Origin of the sequence: Myxococcus eversor (assembly GCF_010894455.1) — a bacterium.
In the GTDB taxonomy this organism is placed as follows: domain Bacteria; phylum Myxococcota; class Myxococcia; order Myxococcales; family Myxococcaceae; genus Myxococcus; species Myxococcus eversor.
Genome location: NZ_JAAIXY010000002.1, coordinates 299,587 through 321,820, shown reverse-complemented (window position 1 = coordinate 321,820; position 22,234 = coordinate 299,587). Strand labels below are relative to the sequence as shown.

The following is a 22,234-nucleotide window of genomic DNA, read 5'->3' as shown; positions in this document are numbered from 1 at the left end:
CATGCGCTCGCGAGCGGCACGAGGACAGTCCCTCGTCGAAACGTCGTTGGGGTTGATGGTGTTCATCACCATCCTCATGTTCGGCATCTACTTCGCGGAGGTGGGGGCGCTGACGTTGAAGGTGCAGGAGGCCGCGAACTTCGCGATGTGGAACGCGACGGGCCGTGTGATGCATGACCCGGAGCAGCAGGAGTGGCAGCGGGCCTCGGCCGTGACGGGAGCGCTGGCGGAGGCGAATGGCCGCTACGTGGATTACGACGGCCGCAGCCGGATGGATGGCTCGGGTGGGGTGCCGCTCCAGTTGGCGATTGCGCGCGCGCAGCCCATCCAGGTGGACTGCGAGGCGGAGCTGCCCGCCGGGGTGCCCACGCTGAGGCCGGCGGATGCGCAGGGGCCGTTGGCGTCCATGCGGGTGCTGACGGAGGGCATGCGGTGCACGGCCTCCACGCAGCTGCGCGCCGAGCGCATCGGTCGCTTCATGGAGCCGAGCTTCTTCCAGGCGTCACAGCGGCGCGCGGCGGCGACCTTCCGGGTGTGCGCGGCGGGGCGTGCGTCGGGGGGGCAGTGCCAGGGGCGGTTCGGGATGCTGCTGGATGACTGGGGCCTGTCGACGGTGGAGGAGGGACGGGCCTGCCCGTTGAGCGTGAACAGCGGGGCGGTCTGCGGCAACCGGGACTACTACCTCTGGGCGGAGCGCGTGTACCGGACGAACGGCGGAGGCGGTGGCGCGGGCTCGGCGCTCGCGGGGCTGGTGGGCTCGGAGTCGGTGAACGAGGACCAGTTCTTCATGAGCTTCCGGGGCGAGGAGGACCGCTACCAGGAGAACATCGGCGGGACGCACGCGGGCGGCCAGTCGGTCTGGGAGACGACGCCCTTCAGCGCGCCGAACCTGGGTCGCCCGTACAACACGCCCCGGCAGAACCGGTGGCTCGGTGGAGTGCGGGTGCGGTGAGGTCCGTGTTCGTCGCGCTGTGGCTGTTGAGCGCGGCCCCTGTGTCCGCTGGGGTGCCCGAGGGCGGCGCGAGCGCTGCGAAGTCGAGCCCGAAGGTCGAAGCGGGCGTGAGTCCCACCGCGAAGTCCGGCTCGGTGCCCACGCGCGGTAAGCCCGCGGCGACCGCGAAGCCCGCGCCTTCGAGCGCCACGCCGACGCCCACGGGCGCGGAGTCGCCACCCGGTGCGCCGCGCTTCGCCTGGCCCTCGATGCGCGTACTGGAGCAGATCGACGCCAACGAAGTGGTGGAGGCCGGCGGCGTACCCGTGGTCCTTCGCGCGGTGGTGGTGAAGGAGCGCGCCGAAGACCTGGTCCAACGCTTCGCGGATGCCTTCCGTGCTGGAGGCCTGCACGTTCCACCGGGCGATGAACAGCCCCAACTCGCGAGCGGCGCGGCCATGCTCACCGCCGTCGACATGTACCGGGGCATCACCTTCACCGTCATCCTCCAACCACAGGAGGGCGGAATCACCCTCGTCTACCTGGGCGAGGCCAACCACACGCTCCGCCGTGAGCCGGGCGCCGTCGGCGATATCGCGACGCTGCCCCCAGGCGCTCAACAAGTCCTGCGCGTGAATGAAGAGAGCTCGAGGACGATGTCCTTCCTCGTGCCCATGTCCGCGGGAGAGGTGGACTCCTTCTACGCCCAGGCCTTGCGTCGCGACGGATGGCGCCGCGAGGACGGCGACACGACGGTGTACACGCGCTCCGGCGAGGAGCTGCGCGTCATGCATGAGCCCGCCGAAGGCGGACTGCGCTCCGTCGTCCTCGTGCACCGGGGCCGCGTCCGCGCACCGGAAAGCCGCGTCGCGCCCTGACTCGCGCCACGGCGCTCACCCCGCCGTCAATGTGCCGTCACGTGCGCGTGAAGCGCCACCGCGTTCCCCTCGGTGTCCCGCACCACGGCGAACGAGCCCAGCACCCCAATGGACGTCTTCTCCACCAGCACCGTGCCCCCGGCCTGAGCGACGCGGCGGATGGCGCCATCCAAATCCGTGCCCGCGTCCAGGTACACCCGGCTCCCCTCCAGCGAGGGCCGCAGGTGCGCCGAGTGGACGAGCGCCCCCGTCACATCCCCCTCCTGCTTCCGGGTGAAGACGGCGAGCCGGGTGCCGTGGAAGTCCTCCACCTTCAGCGTGGTGGACAGCACCGCCTCGTAGAAGCGCGTGGCGCGCGCCAGGTCGACGACGGGAATCTCGAACCAGTTCACTCGATGGGCCATGACGTGTCTCCCGCCCGGCGCGAAGTGTCCGAGCGAAGTCAGCATGGCCCCTGTTCCTGTCAGCCTCGTGTCAGGTTTGTCGCTCGCGGCCGCGCGGCGTCCAGCACCCACCCGAGTCACCCTGTCTCAGGCGCGCAGCTTCTCGCGCAGCGCCTTGGCGCGGCCCTGCATCTCGGGGTCCATGCTGGTCAGCTCCACCGACTTCAGCCGCTGGTCCAGGCTCTGCGGCACCTTCTTCGGCAGCTTGCCCTCTTCGGCCAGCCCCTCCAGCCGGGCCAACGCCTTGTCGACGATGCGCTCGCGCGGATGGTCCAGCAGGCTGTCCAGGAAGTACGCGTCCTCGGGCAGCTCCGGGTACTTCTCCAGGTAGTCCACCACGGCCTTCACCCAGTCGGCGCGCGTCTCGGACTCGGTGACTTTCTGCATGGCCTGCTTCTGGGCCTTGCGCTTTCCCTCCGGGTCGAACGTCTTCGCCAGTCCCTCGGGAAGCTCGCCGCCGGTGAAGAGCGCGTCCGCGGCGGTCTTGTACTTCTGGTAGCTCGCGCTGCGCTCAATCTTCTGCTGCGCGGGGTCATCCTGGCGGGAGTGGTACTTGCTGCCCTTGGCGCGCCCCGCGTCGATTTCTCGCCACGTCTTGTCGCGCTTCCCGGAGAAGCCGCCGCCGTTGTCGTCCCTGTCCTTTGCCATCCTTCATCTCCCCTTGCGTGCGCCCCAGAGCGCCGCGAGTCCACTGCGGACGAGGGTGCGCACCGCCTCCAGCTCCTGTGCGGTCAGGGGCTGCTCCTCGTCCTGCTCCGCCTCGAAGAGCGCCTCGTCCGCATACGTCCGCAGGGACTGGGGCACCGGTGGAGCCGTCGTGTCCGCCACCAGCGCCGCCGAGCGCACCGAAGCGACTCCCGGCGACCACCCCAGCTCCAGCATGGCGTACAGCTCGAAGAGCAGGTGGCGGGCGACCCCGTATCCTTCGTCCGTGAGCCCCGCGGCGTCAAGCGCGCCCAGCAAGGCATCCTGCCGGTTTTCGAAGGAGTGCATCAGCCGCGTGCGCGCCTTCTCGTCGTCCTCCAGGTAACGCCAGGCCGCCTCCACGAATTCGCCCGTGGGCTCGTCCGGGTGGAAGGCCGGCGGCAGGCTGGCCTTGACCTTCTTCGGCCGGGGCGGGCGAGGGCCATCCTCCAGGCGCACCGCGCGCCCCTCCTCCACCAAATCCCAGAGGCCCAGGAGGTTCTGGTACAGCAGCCGGGCGACGTCCGGCGAGGGGAAGCGCGGCTCCTCCTCGAACAGCCCCGGGATGACGTCGCTGTGCGGGCGCCCCTTGGCGTGGGCCGCCTGCATGCGGGCGAGCACCTCCGCGGTGTCGCAAGGGCTGCCGGACACCTCCAGCAGTCCGTCGAGTGTCGGCGCGCCCTCGAACTCGCGCGTGAAGTCTGCACCTCTGTCCTTGGAGCGGCTCATGGCGGCGGGGACGCTTACCCCGGCGGACAGCCGAGCGCACGCGGCATCAGTGCTCCTCGGGCCACTCGCCCATCAGCGCGTCCTGGCGCTCCTTGGGATTGGAGGTCCATTCGAAGTCCTCGGGGACATGGCCGCCGCCGTGCTGGCGTTCGCCGTCCCAGCTCACCTGCGCGGTGAGGAAGTGTTCGTCCGGCTCACCCGTCACCTCGGCGCGGTTGCCGGGGAGCGTGAAAGGGGTGTCCAGGGGCTCGTCGGGAATGATGATGGCCATGGTGGGGCTCCGCGCGGCAGGCGCACCCGCGCCAGATGTCCGCTGGCGCACGCGCCCCCGTCTTCCTCCTCAAGCTGGGCAGGCGGACGCGGACGCGGGAGCGGGTGGGGGCGAGCGGGCGGGGGCACGGCCGCCTTCCGTTTCAGACGCCGCGCCCCTAGTCTCCGATTCCTGATGGCCGAGTCCTCACCCGAGACGTTGAAGACCGCGGTGCAAGCGCTCTCCCGCGTCCACGCGGTGGAGGGCCCTCCGGGTGAGAATGGCCTGCGCACCGTCTGGCACATGGGCATGGACGGCGCGGAGCTGATGTCGCAGGTGGACTCCGACGGCCGGGTGCGGCGGCAGGAGCTGACGCTGCTGGAGGACCACTACATGTGGGCCAGCGGCGAGGGCGTGCGCACCGGCCGCGTGGATTCCGAAGGCGCGCGCGCCAGGCCCGCGGCGGCGGAGGTGAAGGCGGATCCGCAGCTCGTTCCCCACCGGCTGGTGCGCGCCGCGCAGGCCATGGGGACGTACACCGGACAGGACCGCTACATCCTGCACATGCAGCGGGTGCTGGCGCTGGCCCGCGAGGGCCTGGAGATGGCCGGCGCGGGCATCATCGCTCGAGACGCACCGCGCCCGTCGGAGCCCACGCTGCCGTCGCTGGAGACCACGCTGCCGCTGCTGGAGACCGCGCCCATGTCCACTCCGGCGCCCGTGGAGCCGCCGCTGTACGTCTACGGCGCGCCCCACCCTCAGGAGGTGGTGCCGCCGGAGGCTCGCGGCTCCGAGGGCCTGATGATGCTCGCCGTGTTGGGCGTGGGCGTGGTGGTGGGTCTCCTGTTGCTCATCTGGCTGCTCTGAGCCGGAGCGACGTCGAGCCCCAGGAGCCGCAGCATGTCCAGCGTGGTGGGCACCGCGGCCCGGTTCCGGGGGAGGGTGATGTGCGCGCTCTCGGCCACGGAGCGCACGGGGTGCACGTCCATCACCAGCAGCGCCGTCACGGCGGCCGCGGGCACCAGCCGGGGCGCCCAGCGAGGCGTGGGACGGGAGGGCTCACGGCGGGTGGCGCCTCGCGCCAGCAGCATGATGCCCAGCACGGCCAGCAGGGACGTGCACAGCCAGCGCACCTCGCGCAGCCGCGCGGCGGCTTCCATGCCTGTCGCCACCCACTCCTCGCGCATCGACTCGGGCACCTGGCCCATGCCGGTGAGCATCTCCAGGAAGTGTCGCGCCTCCAGCGCACCCGCCGCCGCCACCGAGGCCAGCGCCGCCGTCACCGCGCTGGCGAGCAGCAGCCCCCGTCTCCTCCTGCGTCCCCCCGCGTCTTCCGCGCACGACGGGCCGAAGCACGCCAGCGCGAGCCCCACCGACAGCCCCAATAGCAGCGCGGCGCTCGTCCATGCCCCCAGGAGGCGTGGCGCCATGGCGTGGCCGGTGCTCATCGCGACGTCCAGCGCGGTGTCGTGGGTGGACAGTCGAGTCAGACCGGACATCGCCCGGCCCACCAGGACTTCAGTGCCCAAGAGGCCGACCATCCACGGCAGGGTGGCCATGCCCAGCATGACGGCGAGCGGCACACGGCGCCCCAGTCCGATGCTGGCCAGGGCGAGCGACAGCAGGGGCAACTCCACGAGTAGGGCCAACGCCACCACGGCGGCGAACGGACCCGCGGCATCCACCGTGCCCGCGAGGGCCTGTGGACCGTGCAGCAGGGGTGCGAGCGTGAAGCACCACAAGAACACCGTGACAGGCACGGACGAAGCCACGGAGAGCCCGGGCGCGAAACGGAGTCGCAGGGTAACAAGCATTCCAGGAGAGAGTAGTCTCTCCAGGTAATTCTTGGAATTCAGACTGGGGGACGACCGACCAGCCAGTACACGACGCTGGAGAGGGCTCCGACGATGGGGGACACGAGCACACCCAGCAGGTAGAGCCCGGGGCAGTCGCCCTCGGCGCAGCCGATGCGGCCGTAGGCGAGGGCGCCGCCGAGCAGGAGCGGCACGTGCATGCCGATGAGGAAGACGCCGGCGCCGCGCAGGACGAGGCCCCGGTACCAGGTGCGTGTCCACAATCGGAAGACGATGGGGACCAGGACGAGGGTGACGGTGGCCGCAGCGGCGAGCGCCAGGTGCCGCGCGGACACGGCGACACACGCCACGGCCGCGAGGGCCAGTGCGGGCGCGAGCAGCAACGCGTTGAGGGACAGGGGCTCCCGGTGACGCATCAGACGGTGGGAACGCTGGCAGAGCCCACGGGTGCAGGCAAGCGGCTCGGGTGGGTGGGTGTCTCCCGTTCAGCTTCGCGGGGCGCGGATGGTGCTCATGACGCCGGGGCCGGGAGGGCGACACTCGGCATGCTTCCGTGTCGGGCTGCTCGTACGGGGCGGCTCGACCTCGACCGTCGCGAGATGACGGCGCCTCCACTCGGACGGAGCATGGGCTCGCCTCGACTCCAGCGCCACTACGCCGCGACGGCGCCTCCACTCGGACGGAGCATGGGCTCGCCTCGACTCCAGCGCCACTACGCCGCGACGGCGCCTTCACCCAAAAGGCGCATGTAGCGGCCCCGCAGCGCGAGCAGCTCCGCGTGGGTGCCGGACTCCACCACGCGGCCCTCCTCCACCACGGCAATCACATCCGCGTCGCGCACGGTGGACAGGCGATGCGCAATCACCAGCACCGTGCGCCCGCGCATCAGCGTCTCCAGCCCCGCGCCCACCGCCGCCTCGCTCGCCGCATCCAGCGCGCTCGTGGGCTCGTCCAGCAGCAGCACCGATGGCTTGCACAGGAACGCGCGCGCCAGCGCCAGCCGCTGCCGCTGCCCACCCGACAACCGGCTCCCGCGCTCGCCCACGGACTCATCGAGTCCTCCCGGCAGCGCGCGCACGAAGTCCTCCGCGTGCGCCAGCGTGAGGGCCTCCCACAGCTCCGCGTCCGTCGCCTCCGGCCGGCCCAGCCGCAGGTTGTGCCGCACCGTCCCGGAGAACAGCACCGGCTCCTGCGGCACCCACGCCACCTGGCCGCGCACGCTCGACGGCTTGAGCGACTCCAGCGGAGCGCCGTCCCACAGCACCCGCCCTCCCGACGACGGCAGGAAGCCCAGCAGCACGGAGAACAGCGTCGTCTTCCCCGCGCCGGACGGCCCCACCAGCGCCACGCGCTTGCCCGCGGGCACCACCAGGTCCACGCCCCGCAGCGCCTCGCGCCCGTCCTGGTACGTGGCCTTCACGCCCTCCAGCACCAACGCCCGCGACAGCGGTCCCGCCGCATCCCCCGTGTCCGGCGGCGCCGGCTCGTCGGCGAGTGCGAACAGCCGCTCCGCCGCCGCCAGGCCCGTGAGCACCTGGGACAGCGTGCCGCTCAGCGATTTGACAGGCTGATACAACAGCAACGCGGCTGCGAGAAAAGACAACAGCCGTCCCGCGAGGTCCGGGTCCGCCGACACAGCGCGCGCGCCCCACGCCACCGCCATGGCCACGCCGGCGATGCCGAGCAACTCCACCGTGGGGCTCACCGCGCCACGCAGGAACAGCGAGCGGCGCATCTCGCCCAGATACTTGTCCGCCTCGACGTCGAAGGACTCGAGCGCGCGCGCCTGCCCGCCGTAGGCCTGCACCACCGGCAGGTTCTGGAGCTGCTCGGCCGTCAGCGACGTCAGCGCGCCCAGGCTCTGCAGCGAGCGGGCGGCGACCTTCTTCAGCGAGCGGGCGAAGCGATTGATGGGCAGCACGGTCACCGGCACCACGATGAACGTGAAGAGGAAAAGCTTCGCGTCGATGAGGAAGCACGTCGCCAGCAGCGCCACCGCCTGCAGCCCATCCTTCACGTACGATGACAACGCCTGCGTTATCGAGAACTCGACGAGCGGCACATCGGACGTGAAGCGCGACAAGAGCTCGCCAGAGTGTCTCCGCTCGAAGAACGCGGGCGGCTGGCCGAGCAGTCGCCCGTAGAGAAAACCGCGCAGGTCCGCCATGACACGCTGGCCCAGCCGCTGCATAAGGCCACCCTGGAGGAACTGGGCGAGGGCCTTCACCAGCGCGAGCGCCACCACCACCAGAGGCAATCGCCGCAACAACACCTCGCCAGGCAGCGACACCCCGGCCACGGTGACGGGCTGGTCCGTGAGCACCGCGCGCAAGAGCGGCCCGACGACCCACGCATACGCGGAGGTCGCCGCGGCGGCGACGAGTGACGCGCAGACACCCGCCGCGAGCAGTCGGCGGTAGGGGCGCAGGTAGCCGAGGAGCCGGCGGTAGACGTGAGGGGAGGGACGGGGAGCCACTGTTTGGCGGCGGACTCTGTCACTGAGTCGTCAGAGGTCCAAGTCTAGAGGCATGCCAGACGTCGAGCTTCGTCGGCTGCTTTCCCACCAACCGTCACCGGCAGGCAGGCCCGTTCCGTTGCCCCCCTTCGTCCCTGCGGACAGGTTCAGGGGAGCCATGGACACCAATAACGAAAAAGAGGTCCTTTTCAATCCGGGCTGCGAGCCGGTGGTTGAAGACGAGGAGCGTCGCCGGCTCCTGTGGCTCATGGCCGAGTACTTCCGCACCATCGGATACACGGACATCAAAGCCCGTCTCCCCGGATTCATGCCGCCTCCCATCCTGTCGGGGACCATCGAGGACGCACGTCCCGACTTCACCTGCCGCCAGTCCGACTCGGCGCGCACGCCCATCATCCTGGAGATTGTCACTCCAGCCATGGTGGACGAGCCGACCGCGGAGAACCGGTGGAGTCTGCTCGCCAGCGCCGCCAAGCTCTACAACGCGGAGCTGCACTTCGTGGTGCCCAAGTGGGCCTCCACCGGAGCGGTGGACCCTGCGCTCAAACGCAGGTTGGCCCGGATGGAGCTCACCGCCAACCGCGTGTGGACCGTCTAGCCCACCCGCCCTCACCTGATCCGCCTTCTTCCGCCGCCCGGTGGCCTCCATGGCCTCCGGGCGGCCTTGGTTTTGCCCCTCGGATTGCTGGCGCGTTTCGCTGCGTTATAGTGACTCAGAGTTTTACGCGGCGTTAAAAAGTCCAGCAAATTCCAGGGGTTGAAGCGAATGCCAGCAGCGGCGGCGAGTCAGAAACGCGACTACTACGAGATCCTGGGCGTCCAGAAGACCGTCTCCGCGCAGGAGTTGAAGAGCGCGTTCCGCAAGGTGGCGCTCCAGTACCACCCGGATCGCAACCCGGGGAACAACGAGGCCGAGGAGAAGTTCAAGGAAGCCTCGGAGGCCTACGAGGTGCTGAGCGACCCCGAGCGGCGGGCGAAGTACGACCGCTTCGGACACTCGGGCAACCCGTTCGAGGGCTTCGGTGGCGCCGGCGGCGGGTTCCAGGGCGTCAACATCAACGACATCTTCGGCGAGATTTTCGGCGACATCTTCGGCGGTGGCCGGGGAGGTGGGCGCCGCACCAGTTCGCGTGGCGCGGACCTGCGCTACAACCTGGAGATCACCTTCGAGGAGGCCGCGTTCGGCAGCCGTCCCAAGGTGACGATTCCCCGGCCGAAGAAGTGTGAGACGTGCACGGGCTCCGGCAGCAAGAGCGGCGCGGGCCCGCGTGCGTGCGGCACGTGCGGCGGCAGCGGTGAGCTGCGCTACACCCAGGGTTTCTTCGCGGTGTCGCGTCCCTGCGGGGACTGCGGCGGCACGGGCGCGGTGGTGCCGGACCCCTGCGCGCGCTGCAAGGGCTCCGGGAAGACGCCCTCGGAAGAGGTCATCGAGGTCGCCATCCCCGCGGGCGTGGACAACGGAACGCGGGTGCGGCTGACGGGCATGGGCGAGCCGGGAGACCGGGGCGGTCCTCCGGGAGACCTCTACGTCACCGTCATCGTCAAGGAGCACCCGCTCTTCCAGCGCGAGGAGTACGAGGTCTTCTGCGAGGTGCCCATCTCCTTCACCCACGCGGCGCTGGGCGCGAAGATCGACGTCCCCACGCTCGACGGGAAGGTGAAGATGACCATCCCCGCCGGCACCCAGTCCGGGAAGGTGTTCAGGCTCAAGAGCAAGGGCATCCCCCACCTGCACAGCCAGCAGCGGGGAGACCAACACGTGCGCGTCGTCGTGGAGACGCCCACGGAGCTGTCCTCCAAGCAGCGCGAGCTGTTGGAGAAGCTCGCGGAGCTGTCCGGCGAGGAGTCCCATCCGCAGTCCAAGAGCTTCTTCGCCAAGGTGAAGGAGCTGTTCGGCTGATCAACGCCGTGCGGCACGCATGAGTCAGGGCCGGCCGCTCGCCCCATGAGCAGGGCAGAGCGGCCGTGTCTTGTCGTGGCTTGGGGGCCGCATGGGCGTGGCCCTGGCGCCGCGCCAACGTGAGGAAGTCAACGTCCCAGGGGCGAGGACGGTCGGGCACGAGGGGTGCACAGCGGGAGGGGTTCCACGAGGAATCTTCTCCCCGCTCCGTTGTCGACGGAGGCGCATCGCCGCTGCTATGCACCCCACTGCCATGGAAGTCCTGCCCACCTTGCGCCGCTCGCTCCTCGTCGCGCTGGCCCTGCTGCTGACGGCCTGTCCTCGACCCTCACGCACCCCACCCGCCGGTGGAGACACGGGGGAGGAAGTCCCCACGGGAGACCCCTTCCCCAAGCGGCCCACCGTCGAAGCGAAGAAGGACGCGACGGCGGACGCGGCGCTCGCCCAGGCGAGGCAGACGGCCCAGGCCGCGCCCGACAAGAAGAAGGCCGCGGAGGCCTACCTGTCGGTGCGCAAGGCGTACCCCGCGACGACGGCGGGCCAGGACGCGCTCTACCAGGCCGGCGTCCTCTTCTTCGAGTCGAAGGACTACGTCAACGCGCGCAAGTCCTTCAACGAGCTGCTCTTCGAGAACCCCCTCTACAACCAGGCCGAGGACGCCAAGCGCAAGCTGGCGCTGTCCGCCATGGAGGTGGGCGCCTACCGGGACGCGTACCAGACGCTGTCCAGCCTCGCCGAGCGCGCCGAGGGCGCCGAGCGTGAGCAGCTGTTGCGCGACGCGGCCCGGGCGGCCGAGGGCGCGGGGCTGTACGGCCAGTCGCTGACGATGGCGGTGGAGCAGGCGGGACAGGCGAAGACGCAGCAGGAGCGCGACGCCGCGGTGGCCCGGGTGGAGGCGCTGGTGGAGGGCCGCGCGGACTTCGTGGACATCGCCCGCGTGGCGGAGGGACTGCCTTCGACCAACCCGGCGTGGCCCGTGCTCACCTTCAAGCTGGCGCGCGTCTACTACCACCTGCGCGAGTGGACGCGGCTGGAGGAGACGCTCAACCGCTTCCTCGCGGAGGCGCCGCAGAGCCCCTTCGCGCCCCAGGCCCGGGAGCTGCTCGCGCGGGCCACGCGGCGCGTGGAGGCGAAGCCGAAGACGGTGGGCGTGCTCCTGCCCATGACGGGCCGCTACCAGCCCATCGGCGAGGCGGTGCTGCGCGGCATCCAGTTGGGCCTGGAGGGCAGCGACATCGAGCTGGTGGTGAAGGACACGCAGGCCGACGTCAACAAGACGGGCCAGGCGATGGAGCAGCTCGCCTTCGACGACGGCGCGATTGCAGTGCTGGGGCCGCTGCTCGGTGACGACTCCAAGCGCGCGGCGCTGGTGGCCGAGGAGCTCCAGCTTCCGCTGCTCACCATGACGCGCCAGGAGGGCGTCACGGACCTGGGCCCCTACGTGTTCCGCAACATGCTGACGAACGCCGCGCAGGCGGACGCCATCGCGGACTACGCCATCAACGTGAAGGGCTACAAGAAGTTCGCCCTCCTGTACCCGAACATCCCTTACGGCGTGGAGCTGGCGGACGCGTTCTGGGACCAGGTGCTGGAGCGCGGTGGTGTCGTCCGGGGCGCGGAGCGCTACTCGCATGACCAGACGACCTTCACCACCGAGGCCAAGAAGCTGGTGGGCCGCTACTACCTGGAGGACCGCGGCGACTACGTCGAGGGCGTGCGCGACTTGCAGGGGGAGCACCTGGACGCCTTCCGTCGCCGCAAGGCGCTGGAGAAGGTGAAGAGCGGCGTGGAGCCCATCATCGACTTCGAGGCCATCTTCATGCCGGACGACTGGCGGCGGGTGAGCCTGGTCGCCCCGGCGCTGGCGGTGGAGGACATCGTCACCAACGCGTGCGAGCCGAGGGACTTGGAGCGCATCCGCAAGACGACGGGCAAGAAGGAGCTGAAGACGGTGACGCTCTTCGGCGCCAACCAGTGGAGCAGCCCCAAGGGGCGCTCGGGCCTGCCGGAGCTGATTGAGCGCGGCGGCAAGTTCGTCACCTGCTCGGTGTACGTGGACGGCTTCTTCGTGGACTCGCAGCGGCCCGCGACGCGCACCTTCGTGCGCAAGTACCGCGAGGCCTACAAGCAGGAGACGGGCAAGGACCCGGGGCTCCTGGAGGCGATTGGCTACGACTCCGGGCGCATGCTGCGGCAACTGGTGGAGAAGAAGGAGGGCGGGCCTCGCACGCGCGCACAGATGCGTGACGCGCTGTCCGGCCTGAAGGACTTCGACGGCGCCACCGGCCGCACTTCGTTCAACGAGAAGCGCGAGGCGGTGAAGCAGCTGTTCCTCCTGTCCATCGACAACAAGGGTGTCACCGAAATCAACGTGGACAAGGAGCGGGAGAAGGCGGCGTCGGGAGGCTCGGGTTCATGAGGTGGACGGTGGGGCTGCTGGCGGCGGGATTGCTGGCGGCGGGGGGCGGTGGGTGCGCGCACCACGCGGCGGGGCTGGCTCCGGAGGTGGAAGCGCGGCTGGGCCAGACGCAGGGCGCGTATCTCACCGGAGCGACGGCGGGGCTCGAGAAGGGCGCCATCCTCAACCGGACGGACTTCATCTGGGGCCTGGACTTCTCACCCCGTCAGCGCCGCGTCGCGTACACGCGGCTGGGCGCGCGCTCCTACTTCCTGTCCCTCTGGGCGCTGGAGACGCCGCCCCGCAAGCTGGGCGATCCGCTCGTCAATGCGTACGAGTTCGACGTGGAGGGCGTGGCCTTCTCGCCGGACGGAAACCTGGTCGCCACCGCGGGCCGTGACGGCGCGGTGCGCCTGTTCGACGCGGCCACGGGTGAGGCTCGCGGCGTGCGCGTCACCGAGGAGCCGCTCACCGTGGTGGCCTTCCACCCGGACGGCCGCTGGCTGGTGGCGGGCGGCGCGAAGGGCCTGCTCACCGTGCTGTCCGTGCCGGACCTGGCCCATGCCTCCGAGGAGCGCGGGCACGAGGGGCCGGTGAGCGCGGTGGCCTTCGCGCCGGACGGGACGCTGTACTCCGGTGGCTGGGACATGCACGTGCGCGCGTGGCGCTCGGGCCTGGAGTCGGTGGCTTCACAGGGGACGCGCGCGCGCTTCGAGCGACGGGGCGGCTCCGCGGTGGTGGGCGGTTCGGTGAATGGCAAGGCGCCCGTCAGCTTCGCGCTGGACGCGCGCGTGCCCGCAATCGTCGTGACCGGCGAGGCGGCCACGGCGGCGGGCATCGACGTGGCCTTCTTGAAGGAGACGGTGGACGTGCCGGGCCCGCTGGGCATCACCCAGGCGCGGCTGGCGCGCGGCCAGTCCCTGCGCTTCAAGTCGCTGGTGGTGCGCGGCGTGGACGTGGCGGTGTGTGACGCGTGCGTGCCCCAGGGCGTGCAGGGCGTGCTGGGCGCGCCCTTCTCGGAGCGGGTGGGCGTGTCCTTCGACGAGGTCAACCACGAGGCCCTTCTCACGCTGAAGTCGCCAACGCCGGAGGACGCGGCGCCCGTGGAGACGCTGGTGCTGGCGGCGCGCTCGGACTTCACCTTCCCCGCGTACGTCAGCGACGTCACCGTGGATGCGCGCGGGCAGCGGCTGGGCGTGGGCCTCTCCGAGCAGAAGCCGGAGCGGGACAGGGCCGTGTACGAGCGCGAGCGGCAGGGCGTGGAGGAGCCGCAAGGGCCCTTCAACGCGGGCGCGTTGGTGGACGCGGCCACCGGCAAGGTGCTGCACAAGTGGCCGGTGCACCGGGGCGTGGTGTCCACCGCGGCCATCTCCCCGGACGGGCGCTCGCTCGTCTCCGGAGGCTGGGACAAGAAGGTGCACCTCTTCACCGAGGGCGAGTCCACCGCGCGCGGGAGTCACGGCTTCGACTGGTCCGTGCGCCGCGTGCGCTTCAGCCCGGACGGGCGCCTGGTGGGGGTGGCCGCGTGGACGCCGCAGGTGGCCAGCCGCACCGGGGAGAGCGAGCCGTCCGCGGTGCTGCTCGACGTGCGCTACACGGAGGGCGCCTCCGTGGTGTCTCCCGGGGCGCCCGCCGCTCAGTAGTTGAAGAAGATGTGGCCCCGGGGCATGCCCCTGTCCTTCAAGGCGTCCATGACGCCCTGGGACATGCTCGACTGTCCGCAGACGAAGGCCATGGCGTCCTGCACGGTGTCCTCGCCGAGGTGGGCCTGCACGTAGCCGGTGAGGCCCTGCCAGCCGCTCGCCCCGGGCTGGCTGACGGTGCGCACCACCTGGATGCCGCCTTCCTCCCAGGAATGCAGCTCTCCCTGGTACGCGAAGGCACCGGGGGTGCGCGCGCCGAAGTAGAGCTTCACGCGGCCGAAGGCCTCCCGCTCGCGCCGCACGCTGGCGATGACGGGGCGGATGGCGGAGATGCCGGTGCCGGTGGCGAAGAGGAGCAGGTCATGCCCTCGAGCGCGCTCCAGCGGGAAGCCCTTTCCCTTGGGCGCCGACACATGCACGTGGGCGCCCGGCGACAGGCGGACGAGGGCGTCGGGCAGGGGGCTGCCGTCCTTGATGAGGAACTCCCACCGTCCGCCCTGGGGCTCGGGCGGGGAGGCGATGGCGAACAGGCTCGGCTCCATCCCAGGCAGGCAGAGGCTGACGTACTGCCCCGGGTGGGAGTGGGTGCCCACGAGCGGGGTGCCGTGGATGTCGAGCACGAGGTCGGTGAGCCCGTCGGCTGCGGGGGAGCGGGAGGTGACGATGGCCGGATGCCAGTCGGGCATGGTGAGTGCGGTTTTAACCCGTGTGCCGGGAGAGCGCTGCCCCTGGTAACCTGGGGCCGTGAAGAGTCTTCTCTGGATAGTCCTGTTCATGCTCGGCCTGGCCGGCGTGCTCATTCCGCTGACGTATCTCTATACGGCGAGCAAACTGCCCCAGTTGGAGAGCGAGTTCGACGTCGACAAGCTGCTCAAGCACAGCATCGAAGGCGAGCGGATGAGCCTCCGGGCCGGGCAGTTCGAGCGCAACCCGCGCCCCATCACCTTCAACCGTCCGGACTTCTCGCGCCTGCCCAAGGACCTGGTGGCGCTCTACATCCGGCACATGGAGTGCCCCCGCTACTTCCAGACGCCGCGCGAGGACGGGGCGAATTGGGCGTGGCGCCTCTTCCTGGGCGCGACGGTGGGGACGGCGCCTCCGGGAGAGGGCGGCTGTGAGCGCATGCTGGCCATGCGCATCGCCCAGGGCCTGGGCATCTCCGGCAACCTGCAGCTCACCGTGGCCGCGCACCGGCTGCACGCCTTCATGCAGAAGGACCAGCTCATCGCCTACGACCTGGCCATCGTCTACTTCGAGCGCGGCGTCGTGGGCGTGGAGGACGTGGCCTTCACCCTCTTCAAGAAGGAGCTCAACGAGCTGCAGCTCTCGGAGCTGGCGGAGCTCCAACTCGCGCTGCCGCCCTTCTACCGCTACTGGGACATCCGCCAGTGCAAGAACCCCACGGTGCTGCGGCAGGACCGCGACACGCTGCTGGCGGACCTGGCGGGCTGGAAGCTGGTGAGCGAGGACCGGGCCCGCAACGCGACGACGGAGCCGCTGGGCTGCCTGGAGTAGCGAGGCTTCCACCGGGGTGCTTCTTCGACGAGCCCTGCCTTCAGGGCTTCTTGATGTACGAGTTCTCCATGTAGTCGAGGGCCTCCTGGATTTTGCGCCGGGTCTCCCCGTCCTCGTTCTCGGCGAGCTCGCGCCGGTACTTCGTCAGCATGTTCAGCGCGATATCGGGGCTCTTCACCCGGCCCTGACTGATGAACTCGGGCATGGACTCCTCCAGCGAGTTGATGCGCTTGAGGAGCCTGCCGCGCGACATCGCGTCCGTGCTGGCCGAGGGCTTGGAGGTGCCCGCGGGGCGTCCCGCGCGCGGGAGCGGTGAGGCCGTCTCCGAGGGGGGAGGAGGGGGAGCCTTCGCCGAGGGAGCCGTGGCGGCCAGCGCTCGGCCCATGCCGGGAGCCGCCGGTTCCACCTTGTCCTCCGCCACCGGAGCCGCTTCGGCCGGACCGCTGCCGCCCGGCTTGCTCGGGGCCTCGCTGTCGGGCGGCGCGGGAGGCGCGGCGCGGACGTGGGCCGGAGGGAGCTCCTCGCGAGGCGCGGGCGTGAGGGACACGGCGCGGGCCGGCTCCTGGAAGACGATGGCCGCGGCGCCGGCGAGCAACGCCACGGACGCGCCGAGCGCCACCGCCACGGGCACATACTTGCGGATGGGCGAAGGGGTGGGCGAGGCCTGCTGCTCCAGCGGTGGCACGGCGACGGGCGTGGTGGGGCGCCGCGACGCCGAGTCATCCGCCGGAGGCGGCTTCTCGTGGGTGGGCGCGAGCGCGCTGGGGTTGGAGCGGGTGGAGCGCAGCGAGCGGCGCAGCTTGTGGAGCTGCTGGCGCAGCGCGTCCGCCGAGTTGGGACGCGTCTCCGGGTCCTTCGTGAGCATCTGGAGGATGAACGCGTCCAGCGCGGGCGGCAGGTCGGAGACGAACTCCGAGGGCCGCGGCGGACGGGCCTCCACGTGCTTCATCAACAGGTCCACCGGCGAGCTGCCCACGAAGGGCAGCCGGCCCGTCACCATCTCGAACGTGACGACGCCCAGGGCGTAGAGGTCGGTCATCGGACCCACCTCCTGGCCTCGCGCCTGCTCCGGCGCCATGTACTCGGGCGTGCCCACCACCATGTCCGTGCGCGTCTGCGCGGTGCGGCCGGTGGGCCCCTGGCCCCGCTTGGCGAGGCCGAAGTCCAGCACCTTCACGTAGCGTGAGCCGTCCGGCTGGCGCACGAGGAAGATGTTGCTTGGCTTGAGGTCGCGGTGCACCACGCCCGCGCCATGCGCGGAGGCCAGCGCGGCGAGCACCTCGTCGAGGATGGGCAGGGCCTCCAGCACGGGCAGCCGGTTCTTCTCCGACAGCACGGCGTCGAGCGGCTGACCGTCCAGGTACTCCATGACGATGTACTGCCGGCCGTCGGGCACCTGGCCGAAGCCGAAGATGTCGATGATGCCGCGGTGGCGGATGGCGTTCACCGCGCGGGCCTCGGCCAAGAGCCGCTCCACCTGCTCGTTCGAGTGGGCCAGCTCCGGACGGAGCACCTTCACCGCCACGCGCTTGCCGATGAGCGGTTGGATTCCTTCGTACACCAGCCCCATGCCGCCCACGCCGATGCGAGCGCGCAGCTCGTACTCGCCAAGCTTCAGGCCGATGAGCGGATCCTTCGGCACGTCCGTCAGGGCCTCCAGGGTGCTCTGCACGACGACCTTCGGCTCGTCGGCCACCGGCGATACCGGGACCGGCGGTGGGACGTGGAACGAAGCGAGTGCCACGGTGCCGTCCCGCGGGCACACACCGGTGTCGGCGGGGACGGGAAAACCACAGGTTTCGCAGTTCAACTCGGAAGCCATCTCGGGCCAGGAAGAAAAGTCAGCGTACCAAGACGGGGTGATTGACGCGATGTGGTTCGGACCTGGGTGCAGGGCGAGCGTTCAGGCATCGCACACCCCACGCTGTCGGCTTGACCGACAGCGTCAGACAGCGGACGGATGACCCTACTGGATAGGAGCGCAGCCCGTCACAGGCAGGGACTCGCCCGCCCCTCCCGCGGTGCCGTCGCTCTCGCCCCCCGCGCCGCCCGGACCCTGGGCGATGATGACTCCGCCATCCAGGGGGACCTGGGCGCGCTGGCACCAGATGCCCACCGAGGGGCCACCTCCTCCACCGCCGCCGGGGCCACCATTGCCTCCCGCGCCACCGAGGCCACCATTGCCTCCCCTGCCGCTGGTGGTGGTGACGAGCGGACCCTCCTCCGAGATGAGGGCGTCCTTGTCCGGGCCGCCGTCTCCGCCGCCTCCGCCGTCTCCACCGCTTCCGCCCGCGCCTCCCTGGCCGCCCGCGCCGCCGCCACGCGTCTCGATGCGAGCGCTGGCTTCGAGGGTCAGCTGGGAGTCGAACACGAGCAGCCCGATGGAGGCCCCGCCACCGCCGCCGCCCCGTCCCGCGAGTCCACCACAGCCGCCCGCGCCACCACCGCCACCTCCGCCGCTGGCCGCCACGGGCGTCGAGGGCCTGCTCGTGAGGTCGCAACTGCTGCCGCTGCCGCCACCGCCACCGCCACTCCCGGGCTCGCCCGGCTCACCCATGCCTCCCTGCTGTTCGGCCCCAGGCGACCAGGTGTGGGTCTGCTCGGAGAAGGTGCCCAGGCTCGCGCCGCCGGGCGAACCCGCGCTGCCCGCGTCGCCCTGGGTTCCCGGGTCACCGTGCGAGCCATTCTCTCCGGTGCACGTGCAGGCAGCACCGGGTGGACAGGTCGAATCGACCCTGCTCCCTGCCCTTCCTCCAGCGCCGCCTGGCACCGTGGCTCCGGAGGTGGGGGCCGGCTGGCCCGCGCCTCCATCCATGCCCGCGCTTCGGGACACGCCATCCGCGCCTCGGCCTCCGGAGCGTCCATCAGGTCCGGGGCACGCGGTGTTGACGCCGCCCGTGCCCCCCACTCCCAGGAACACCGGCGGGTCTCCCCCGGGGGGCTGCCCGTCCATGCCGATGGGCCCCGGCGTGCCCGTATCACCTGGAGTGCCTTCCGCGCCCGTCCCGCCGCGTCCGGCCTCCAGCACGGTGTGGCGCAGTCGCACGCCCGAGCTGTCGAGGACGCGCAGGGCCACGGAGGCCTGCCCGGGCTCCACGGCGTCGGCGGAGCGGATGCGCAGGTACTCCAGCACGATTCCCGCGTCCGTCACGCCCTGCACGGTGAGCCCCGTGGCGCCGCCGTTGTCCAGCACGGCCACCAGGCCACTGGCGCGGCCCCAGCCGCCATCGCGTCCGGAGTAGCCGCCATGCAGGGAGACGGGCACGTCCAGCACCAGCTCGCCCTCGGCGTAGGTGCCGCCCGCGAGGTAGAGCCGCGTCGGCACGCCCCCGTCCCACTGGCGCAGCCGCGCGAGCGCCTGGCCCACGGTGCGCAGCGGCGCATCGCGGGTGCCCGTGCCCGACGTGTCGTCGCCATTCTCGGGGTCGACGAAGAGGCCGGAGCTGGCGCGGCCGTCCACGCCGTCACAGTCGGAGTCCGCGAACGCGTCGTCCGGCGAGTCCTCCGAGGTGGACGTGGGGATGCAGCCCGCATCCGGAATGACTTGCTGCTCGCAGCGGCCTTCTTCGCGACAGCGCTTCTGCGCGGCGTCGAAGTCGTAGCAGCCACCGGCGGCGAGCACCGCCGCGAGCGCCGCGCCCATCGCTCCGAGCGTCCAGGTATTTCGCATGGGAATCCTCGAAGTCACGGCCACGTCCCGGACAGTCCCACCATGGCGCCACCGGAGCTCACGGCGACGGAGGGGGTGGCCTGCGCGGGCGGGTCATCGGGCCACAGGAACATCACCGCGCCGGCGATGAGGCCCGCCGCGCCCAGGCCCAGCGTCACGCGGCTCACCGTCTGCGCCTGCTTCCCTTCGGACACCAGTGCCTTCGAGTCGCGCACGGGCGCGTCCACCGTCGCCTGCTCCAGCGTGTCGTAGCGGTCCTTGGCCTTCAGGTAGAAGACGGTGCCCACTCCCGCCAGCGCCACGCCTCCCGCGGCGGGCAGCCATGCCCAGCGGCGCGCGGAGGACTTCGTGGCGACGACGGGCGCGGTCTCCACCAGCGGTGGCGCGGCGACCACCGTCGGCGGCGGCACGTCCTGCACGGAGGGGCGGGGGGCGGGCCGCGTGGGTGGGGGCACGTCGTCGATGGGCGGCGCGGGAGGCAGGCCGCGCAGCGCGCGCTGCGTGTCGGGCGCCACCACGTCCAGGGTCTGGGTGAGCGTATCCAGCAGCTTGTCCTCGGGCACGTCGGCGACGAGGTTCTTGGAGATGAGCGCGCCGTCCTTGGCGGCGTAGGCGCGCACGCCAGCGCGGTAGCCGCTCGTCCCCAGGACCAGCTCCGCAACGAGGACGACTTCCGCCTTGCTGACCGTGCCGAGCCACTGCAGGCACGGCGCCTCCGTGCGCTTGCAGCGCAGCAGCGTGCGGCGTCGCGAGACGGGGAGCTTGCGGGTGACATTCTCGATGCGGATGACGCGCATCCCGCGCGACTCGAGCTGCTCGGCCAGGTGCTCCTGCGCGAACTCGACGATGTGGGAAGGGGCTCCCGTCGCGTCCGGTGGGGCGATCAGCACACTCACGGGCCCCTGCGGCGGAAGCGCTGCGGGTGCCTGGGCGACCACGGAGAGAACGGCGACGAGGGTAATCAACACAGGATCACTTTCCCCCCGACACGACCTCCTCGCAAGGCCGGGAATCAGGGGCTGCTCGCCTCGGGTGGCATCACGCGCGCTCCCGGTGCGTGCGGTGGGAGCTGACCCCACCGTCCAGGTAGGACGGCGGGAGCGGCCAGACACCGTCCTCCGGCCCTCAGCGACGGGGCCGCTCGGGCGGGGCGGGACGAATCTGGGTCTTCTCCGAGGTCTTCAGCTCGGAAGAGGGTGCCTTGGTGTCCTCGTCGTCCTCGTCGGCGGGGCGGGAGGGGATGGACGGCGGCGGCCTGCGCGCGGGGACCGCGGGGCGGGCGCTGCTGGAGGGCGGCGGAGGCCTGGGCGGCGGCGTGCCGGGGCGGCGCGGCGGAGGAGGACGGCCCGCGTCGGTGAGCAGCTCCTCGTCCACCTCCACCTTGGCCTCCGACGCGAAGGGGCTCCGGGTGGGCGGCGGCGTCCGGTCGTCATCTCCCATGTCGGGCGGAGGCGGAGGACGCGGCGCGGAGGCGGCGGGCCTGACGGCGGGGGTTCCAGCCGCTGGAGTGGCGGCGGCGTGGCCGGCGGGCGGCGTGGCGGTGGCGGGCCGGGGCGCGGGCGTGGCGGGCTTGGACATCGACGCGGGGAGGCTCGCGGGCACCTGCACCTGCACGGCGGGCGCGGCGGGCGCGGGCTTGGCGACCTTGGCGTCGCGGGCGTCCTGCCTCAACTTCTCCTCGAAGTCGGACCACTCCTTCTTGAAGTGTTCGGGGTCAGGACGTCCCTCCTCGCGGTGCTTGAGCGAGGGGGCCCAGCGCACGGTGTACGACTCACCGGCGTGGAAGACGGGCGGAGGGGGGATTCCGTACGTCATCGGGTCGAAGAAGGACTCGTCCAAATCGTTGAAGCCGTACGCCTTCGCCTTGGCGACGAAGTTGGGGATGATGCCCGTGGGCGCGTGGTAGCCGAGGATGTGGCCTTCCTCGTCCTTGGTGACGGGCGTGAAGACGAAGATGTCCTGGGTGCGGTAGTCGCCCTTCTCCGTGAGGGGCAGCACCTCCGCCAGGGCGCTCGTCTTGCGGCTGCCGTCGTGGAAGCGCTCGCAGCAGATGATGAAGTTGATGGCGCTGGCCACCTGGGCGCGGACGGCGACCATGGGCAGCTCGATGCCGGACATGAGGCACAGCGACTCCACGCGGCGCAGCGTGTCCGTGGGCGTGTTGGCGTGGGTGGTGGCCAGCGAGCCGCCGTGGCCCGTGTTCATCGCCTGCATGAGGTGGAACGCCTCGCCGCCGCGCACCTCGCCGACGACGATTCGGTCGGGACGCAGACGCAGCGCCGAGTGGAGCAGGTCTCCCATGTCCACGCCGCCCTTGCCGAACTTGTCCGGCGGACGGCTCTCGAAGGGGACGACGTGCGTCTGGTTGAGCTGGAGCTCCGCCGAGTCCTCGATGGTGAGGATGCGCTCGTCGTCGGGGATGAGGGAGGAGACGATGTTGAGCAGCGTCGTCTTGCCGGAGCCCGTGCCGCCGGCCACCAGCATGTTGAGCTTGGTGGCGATGCCCGCCTCGATGAGCCGCGCCATCTGCGGCGTCAGCGAGCCGAACTTCAACAAGGAATTGATGGTGAGCTTTTCCTTGAAGAACTTGCGGATGGAGATGGTGGTGCCCTTGCGGGCAATGGGCGGAATCACCACGTGGATGCGGCTTCCATCCGGAAGGCGCGCGTCCAGGCGGGGCCGCTCCTCGGTGAGCATGCGGCCGACGAACTGGGCCATGTTGCGCGCCGCGCCGATGAGACCTTCCTCGGTGAAGAAGGCATCCGTGCGCGTCAGTCGGCCCTTCTTCTCAATCCACACGTCGGTGGGGCCGTTGATCATGATCTCCGACACCGCCTCGTCGTCCAGATAGGGCAGGACGGGCTTGAGGAAGGCGCGGAGTGACTCGGTGTACATCGTCATGG

At 71.0% G+C, this 22,234-nt stretch carries 20 protein-coding genes; 8 read left to right on the top strand and 12 right to left on the bottom strand.

The genetic code is table 11. From position 1 onward, the window contains the following. Position 1: 1 nt before the first annotated feature. Both G4D83_RS04805 and G4D83_RS04800 read left to right on the top strand, forming a co-directional pair. Positions 2-952, top strand: coding sequence for a hypothetical protein (locus G4D83_RS04805; RefSeq protein WP_163863271.1), 951 nt, complete (start codon positions 2-4; stop codon positions 950-952). Then, entirely contained in the window at positions 949-1,809 is an 861-nt protein-coding gene (locus G4D83_RS04800) for a hypothetical protein (protein ID WP_240356154.1), read from the top strand. The genes G4D83_RS04805 and G4D83_RS04800 overlap by 4 nt, the downstream gene beginning before the upstream one ends. 26 nt (positions 1,810-1,835) lie before the next feature. On the opposite strand, the gene G4D83_RS04795 is transcribed toward G4D83_RS04800, so the two are convergent. The 4 genes from G4D83_RS04795 to G4D83_RS04780 form a co-directional block, all read right to left on the bottom strand. Next, positions 1,836-2,213: a VOC family protein gene (locus tag G4D83_RS04795; RefSeq protein ID WP_163863269.1), complete on the bottom strand. Its 378-nt coding sequence runs from the start codon at positions 2,211-2,213 to the stop codon at positions 1,836-1,838. Positions 2,214-2,339: 126 nt separating this feature from the next. Further along, positions 2,340-2,900 carry a hypothetical protein gene (locus G4D83_RS04790; RefSeq protein WP_163863268.1) on the bottom strand — a complete coding sequence of 187 codons (561 nt, stop codon included), beginning with the start codon at positions 2,898-2,900 and terminating at the stop codon, positions 2,340-2,342. Between the two features lie 3 nt (positions 2,901-2,903). Further along, complete coding sequence (locus G4D83_RS04785; protein ID WP_163863265.1) at positions 2,904-3,665, bottom strand: hypothetical protein; 762 nt, start codon at positions 3,663-3,665, stop codon at positions 2,904-2,906. 46 nt (positions 3,666-3,711) lie between these two features. Next, entirely contained in the window at positions 3,712-3,936 is a 225-nt protein-coding gene (locus tag G4D83_RS04780) for a hypothetical protein (protein WP_163863263.1), read from the bottom strand. 174 nt (positions 3,937-4,110) lie between these two features. On the opposite strand from G4D83_RS04780, the gene G4D83_RS04775 reads away from it, so the two are divergent. Further along, positions 4,111-4,782, top strand: a complete 672-nt coding sequence (locus G4D83_RS04775) for a hypothetical protein (protein ID WP_163863261.1) — start codon at positions 4,111-4,113, stop codon at positions 4,780-4,782. On the opposite strand, the gene G4D83_RS04770 is transcribed toward G4D83_RS04775, so the two are convergent. The 3 genes from G4D83_RS04770 to G4D83_RS04760 form a co-directional block, all read right to left on the bottom strand. Beyond that, a complete protein-coding gene (locus G4D83_RS04770; RefSeq protein ID WP_240356153.1) occupies positions 4,674-5,675 on the bottom strand; it encodes a hypothetical protein in 1,002 nt (333 codons plus the stop codon). The genes G4D83_RS04775 and G4D83_RS04770 overlap by 109 nt on opposite strands. 92 nt (positions 5,676-5,767) lie before the next feature. Next, positions 5,768-6,145: a hypothetical protein gene (locus tag G4D83_RS04765; protein ID WP_163863257.1), complete on the bottom strand. Its 378-nt coding sequence runs from the start codon at positions 6,143-6,145 to the stop codon at positions 5,768-5,770. A 296-nt stretch (positions 6,146-6,441) separates the two neighbouring features. Continuing rightward, positions 6,442-8,205: an ABC transporter ATP-binding protein gene (locus G4D83_RS04760; RefSeq protein ID WP_163863255.1), complete on the bottom strand. Its 1,764-nt coding sequence runs from the start codon at positions 8,203-8,205 to the stop codon at positions 6,442-6,444. A 157-nt stretch (positions 8,206-8,362) separates the two neighbouring features. On the opposite strand from G4D83_RS04760, the gene G4D83_RS04755 reads away from it, so the two are divergent. The 4 genes from G4D83_RS04755 (at position 8,363) to G4D83_RS04740 (ending at position 14,146) form a co-directional block, all read left to right on the top strand. Next, positions 8,363-8,803 carry a hypothetical protein gene (locus G4D83_RS04755; RefSeq protein ID WP_163863253.1) on the top strand — a complete coding sequence of 147 codons (441 nt, stop codon included), beginning with the start codon at positions 8,363-8,365 and terminating at the stop codon, positions 8,801-8,803. Positions 8,804-8,971: 168 nt separating this feature from the next. Beyond that, complete coding sequence (gene dnaJ, locus G4D83_RS04750) at positions 8,972-10,105, top strand: molecular chaperone DnaJ (RefSeq protein WP_163863251.1); 1,134 nt, start codon at positions 8,972-8,974, stop codon at positions 10,103-10,105. Between the two features lie 253 nt (positions 10,106-10,358). Continuing rightward, a complete protein-coding gene (locus G4D83_RS04745; protein WP_205522569.1) occupies positions 10,359-12,524 on the top strand; it encodes an ABC transporter substrate-binding protein in 2,166 nt (721 codons plus the stop codon). Further along, the gene (locus tag G4D83_RS04740; protein ID WP_163863247.1) at positions 12,521-14,146 is read left to right on the top strand and encodes a WD40 repeat domain-containing protein; all 1,626 of its coding nucleotides are present in this window, start codon (positions 12,521-12,523) and stop codon (positions 14,144-14,146) included. Before G4D83_RS04745 ends, G4D83_RS04740 begins: the two co-directional genes overlap by 4 nt. Here the strand turns inward: G4D83_RS04740 and G4D83_RS04735 are convergent. Continuing rightward, on the bottom strand, positions 14,140-14,832 hold the full coding sequence (locus G4D83_RS04735; protein WP_163863244.1) for a ferredoxin reductase domain-containing protein: 693 nt from the start codon (positions 14,830-14,832) through the stop codon (positions 14,140-14,142). The genes G4D83_RS04740 and G4D83_RS04735 overlap by 7 nt on opposite strands. A 58-nt stretch (positions 14,833-14,890) precedes the next feature. Here G4D83_RS04735 and G4D83_RS04730 point away from each other — a divergent pair, with 58 nt between their 5' ends. Continuing rightward, on the top strand, positions 14,891-15,661 hold the full coding sequence (locus G4D83_RS04730; RefSeq protein WP_163863242.1) for a transglycosylase domain-containing protein: 771 nt from the start codon (positions 14,891-14,893) through the stop codon (positions 15,659-15,661). 40 nt (positions 15,662-15,701) lie between these two features. Here the strand turns inward: G4D83_RS04730 and G4D83_RS04725 are convergent, their stop codons facing one another. The 4 genes from G4D83_RS04725 to G4D83_RS04710 form a co-directional block, all read right to left on the bottom strand. Further along, positions 15,702-17,483, bottom strand: coding sequence for a serine/threonine-protein kinase (locus G4D83_RS04725; protein WP_163863240.1), 1,782 nt, complete (start codon positions 17,481-17,483; stop codon positions 15,702-15,704). Positions 17,484-17,627: 144 nt separating this feature from the next. After that, complete coding sequence (locus G4D83_RS46755) at positions 17,628-19,331, bottom strand: hypothetical protein (protein ID WP_163863238.1); 1,704 nt, start codon at positions 19,329-19,331, stop codon at positions 17,628-17,630. Between the two features lie 14 nt (positions 19,332-19,345). After that, entirely contained in the window at positions 19,346-20,227 is an 882-nt protein-coding gene (locus G4D83_RS04715; RefSeq protein WP_205522568.1) for a hypothetical protein, read from the bottom strand. Between the two features lie 229 nt (positions 20,228-20,456). Further along, complete coding sequence (locus tag G4D83_RS04710) at positions 20,457-22,232, bottom strand: TadA family conjugal transfer-associated ATPase (protein WP_163863236.1); 1,776 nt, start codon at positions 22,230-22,232, stop codon at positions 20,457-20,459. Positions 22,233-22,234 lie beyond the last annotated feature (2 nt).

Bases quoted from the DNA above. Each gene is read 5' to 3' on its own strand.
- G4D83_RS04805 (WP_163863271.1), top strand. From the start codon at position 2: ATGCGCTCGCGAGCGGCACGAGGACAGTCCCTCGTCGAAACGTCGTTG.
- G4D83_RS04795 (WP_163863269.1), bottom strand. From the start codon at position 2,213: ATGGCCCATCGAGTGAACTGGTTCGAGATTCCCGTCGTCGACCTGGCG.
- G4D83_RS04790 (WP_163863268.1), bottom strand. From the start codon at position 2,900: ATGGCAAAGGACAGGGACGACAACGGCGGCGGCTTCTCCGGGAAGCGC.
- G4D83_RS04785 (WP_163863265.1), bottom strand. From the start codon at position 3,665: ATGAGCCGCTCCAAGGACAGAGGTGCAGACTTCACGCGCGAGTTCGAG.
- G4D83_RS04780 (WP_163863263.1), bottom strand. From the start codon at position 3,936: ATGGCCATCATCATTCCCGACGAGCCCCTGGACACCCCTTTCACGCTC.
- G4D83_RS04775 (WP_163863261.1), top strand. From the start codon at position 4,111: ATGGCCGAGTCCTCACCCGAGACGTTGAAGACCGCGGTGCAAGCGCTC.
- G4D83_RS04765 (WP_163863257.1), bottom strand. From the start codon at position 6,145: ATGCGTCACCGGGAGCCCCTGTCCCTCAACGCGTTGCTGCTCGCGCCC.
- G4D83_RS04755 (WP_163863253.1), top strand. From the start codon at position 8,363: ATGGACACCAATAACGAAAAAGAGGTCCTTTTCAATCCGGGCTGCGAG.
- dnaJ (WP_163863251.1), top strand. From the start codon at position 8,972: ATGCCAGCAGCGGCGGCGAGTCAGAAACGCGACTACTACGAGATCCTG.
- G4D83_RS04745 (WP_205522569.1), top strand. From the start codon at position 10,359: ATGGAAGTCCTGCCCACCTTGCGCCGCTCGCTCCTCGTCGCGCTGGCC.
- G4D83_RS04740 (WP_163863247.1), top strand. From the start codon at position 12,521: ATGAGGTGGACGGTGGGGCTGCTGGCGGCGGGATTGCTGGCGGCGGGG.
- G4D83_RS04735 (WP_163863244.1), bottom strand. From the start codon at position 14,832: ATGCCCGACTGGCATCCGGCCATCGTCACCTCCCGCTCCCCCGCAGCC.
- G4D83_RS04725 (WP_163863240.1), bottom strand. From the start codon at position 17,483: ATGGCTTCCGAGTTGAACTGCGAAACCTGTGGTTTTCCCGTCCCCGCC.
- G4D83_RS46755 (WP_163863238.1), bottom strand. From the start codon at position 19,331: ATGCGAAATACCTGGACGCTCGGAGCGATGGGCGCGGCGCTCGCGGCG.
- G4D83_RS04710 (WP_163863236.1), bottom strand. From the start codon at position 22,232: ATGACGATGTACACCGAGTCACTCCGCGCCTTCCTCAAGCCCGTCCTG.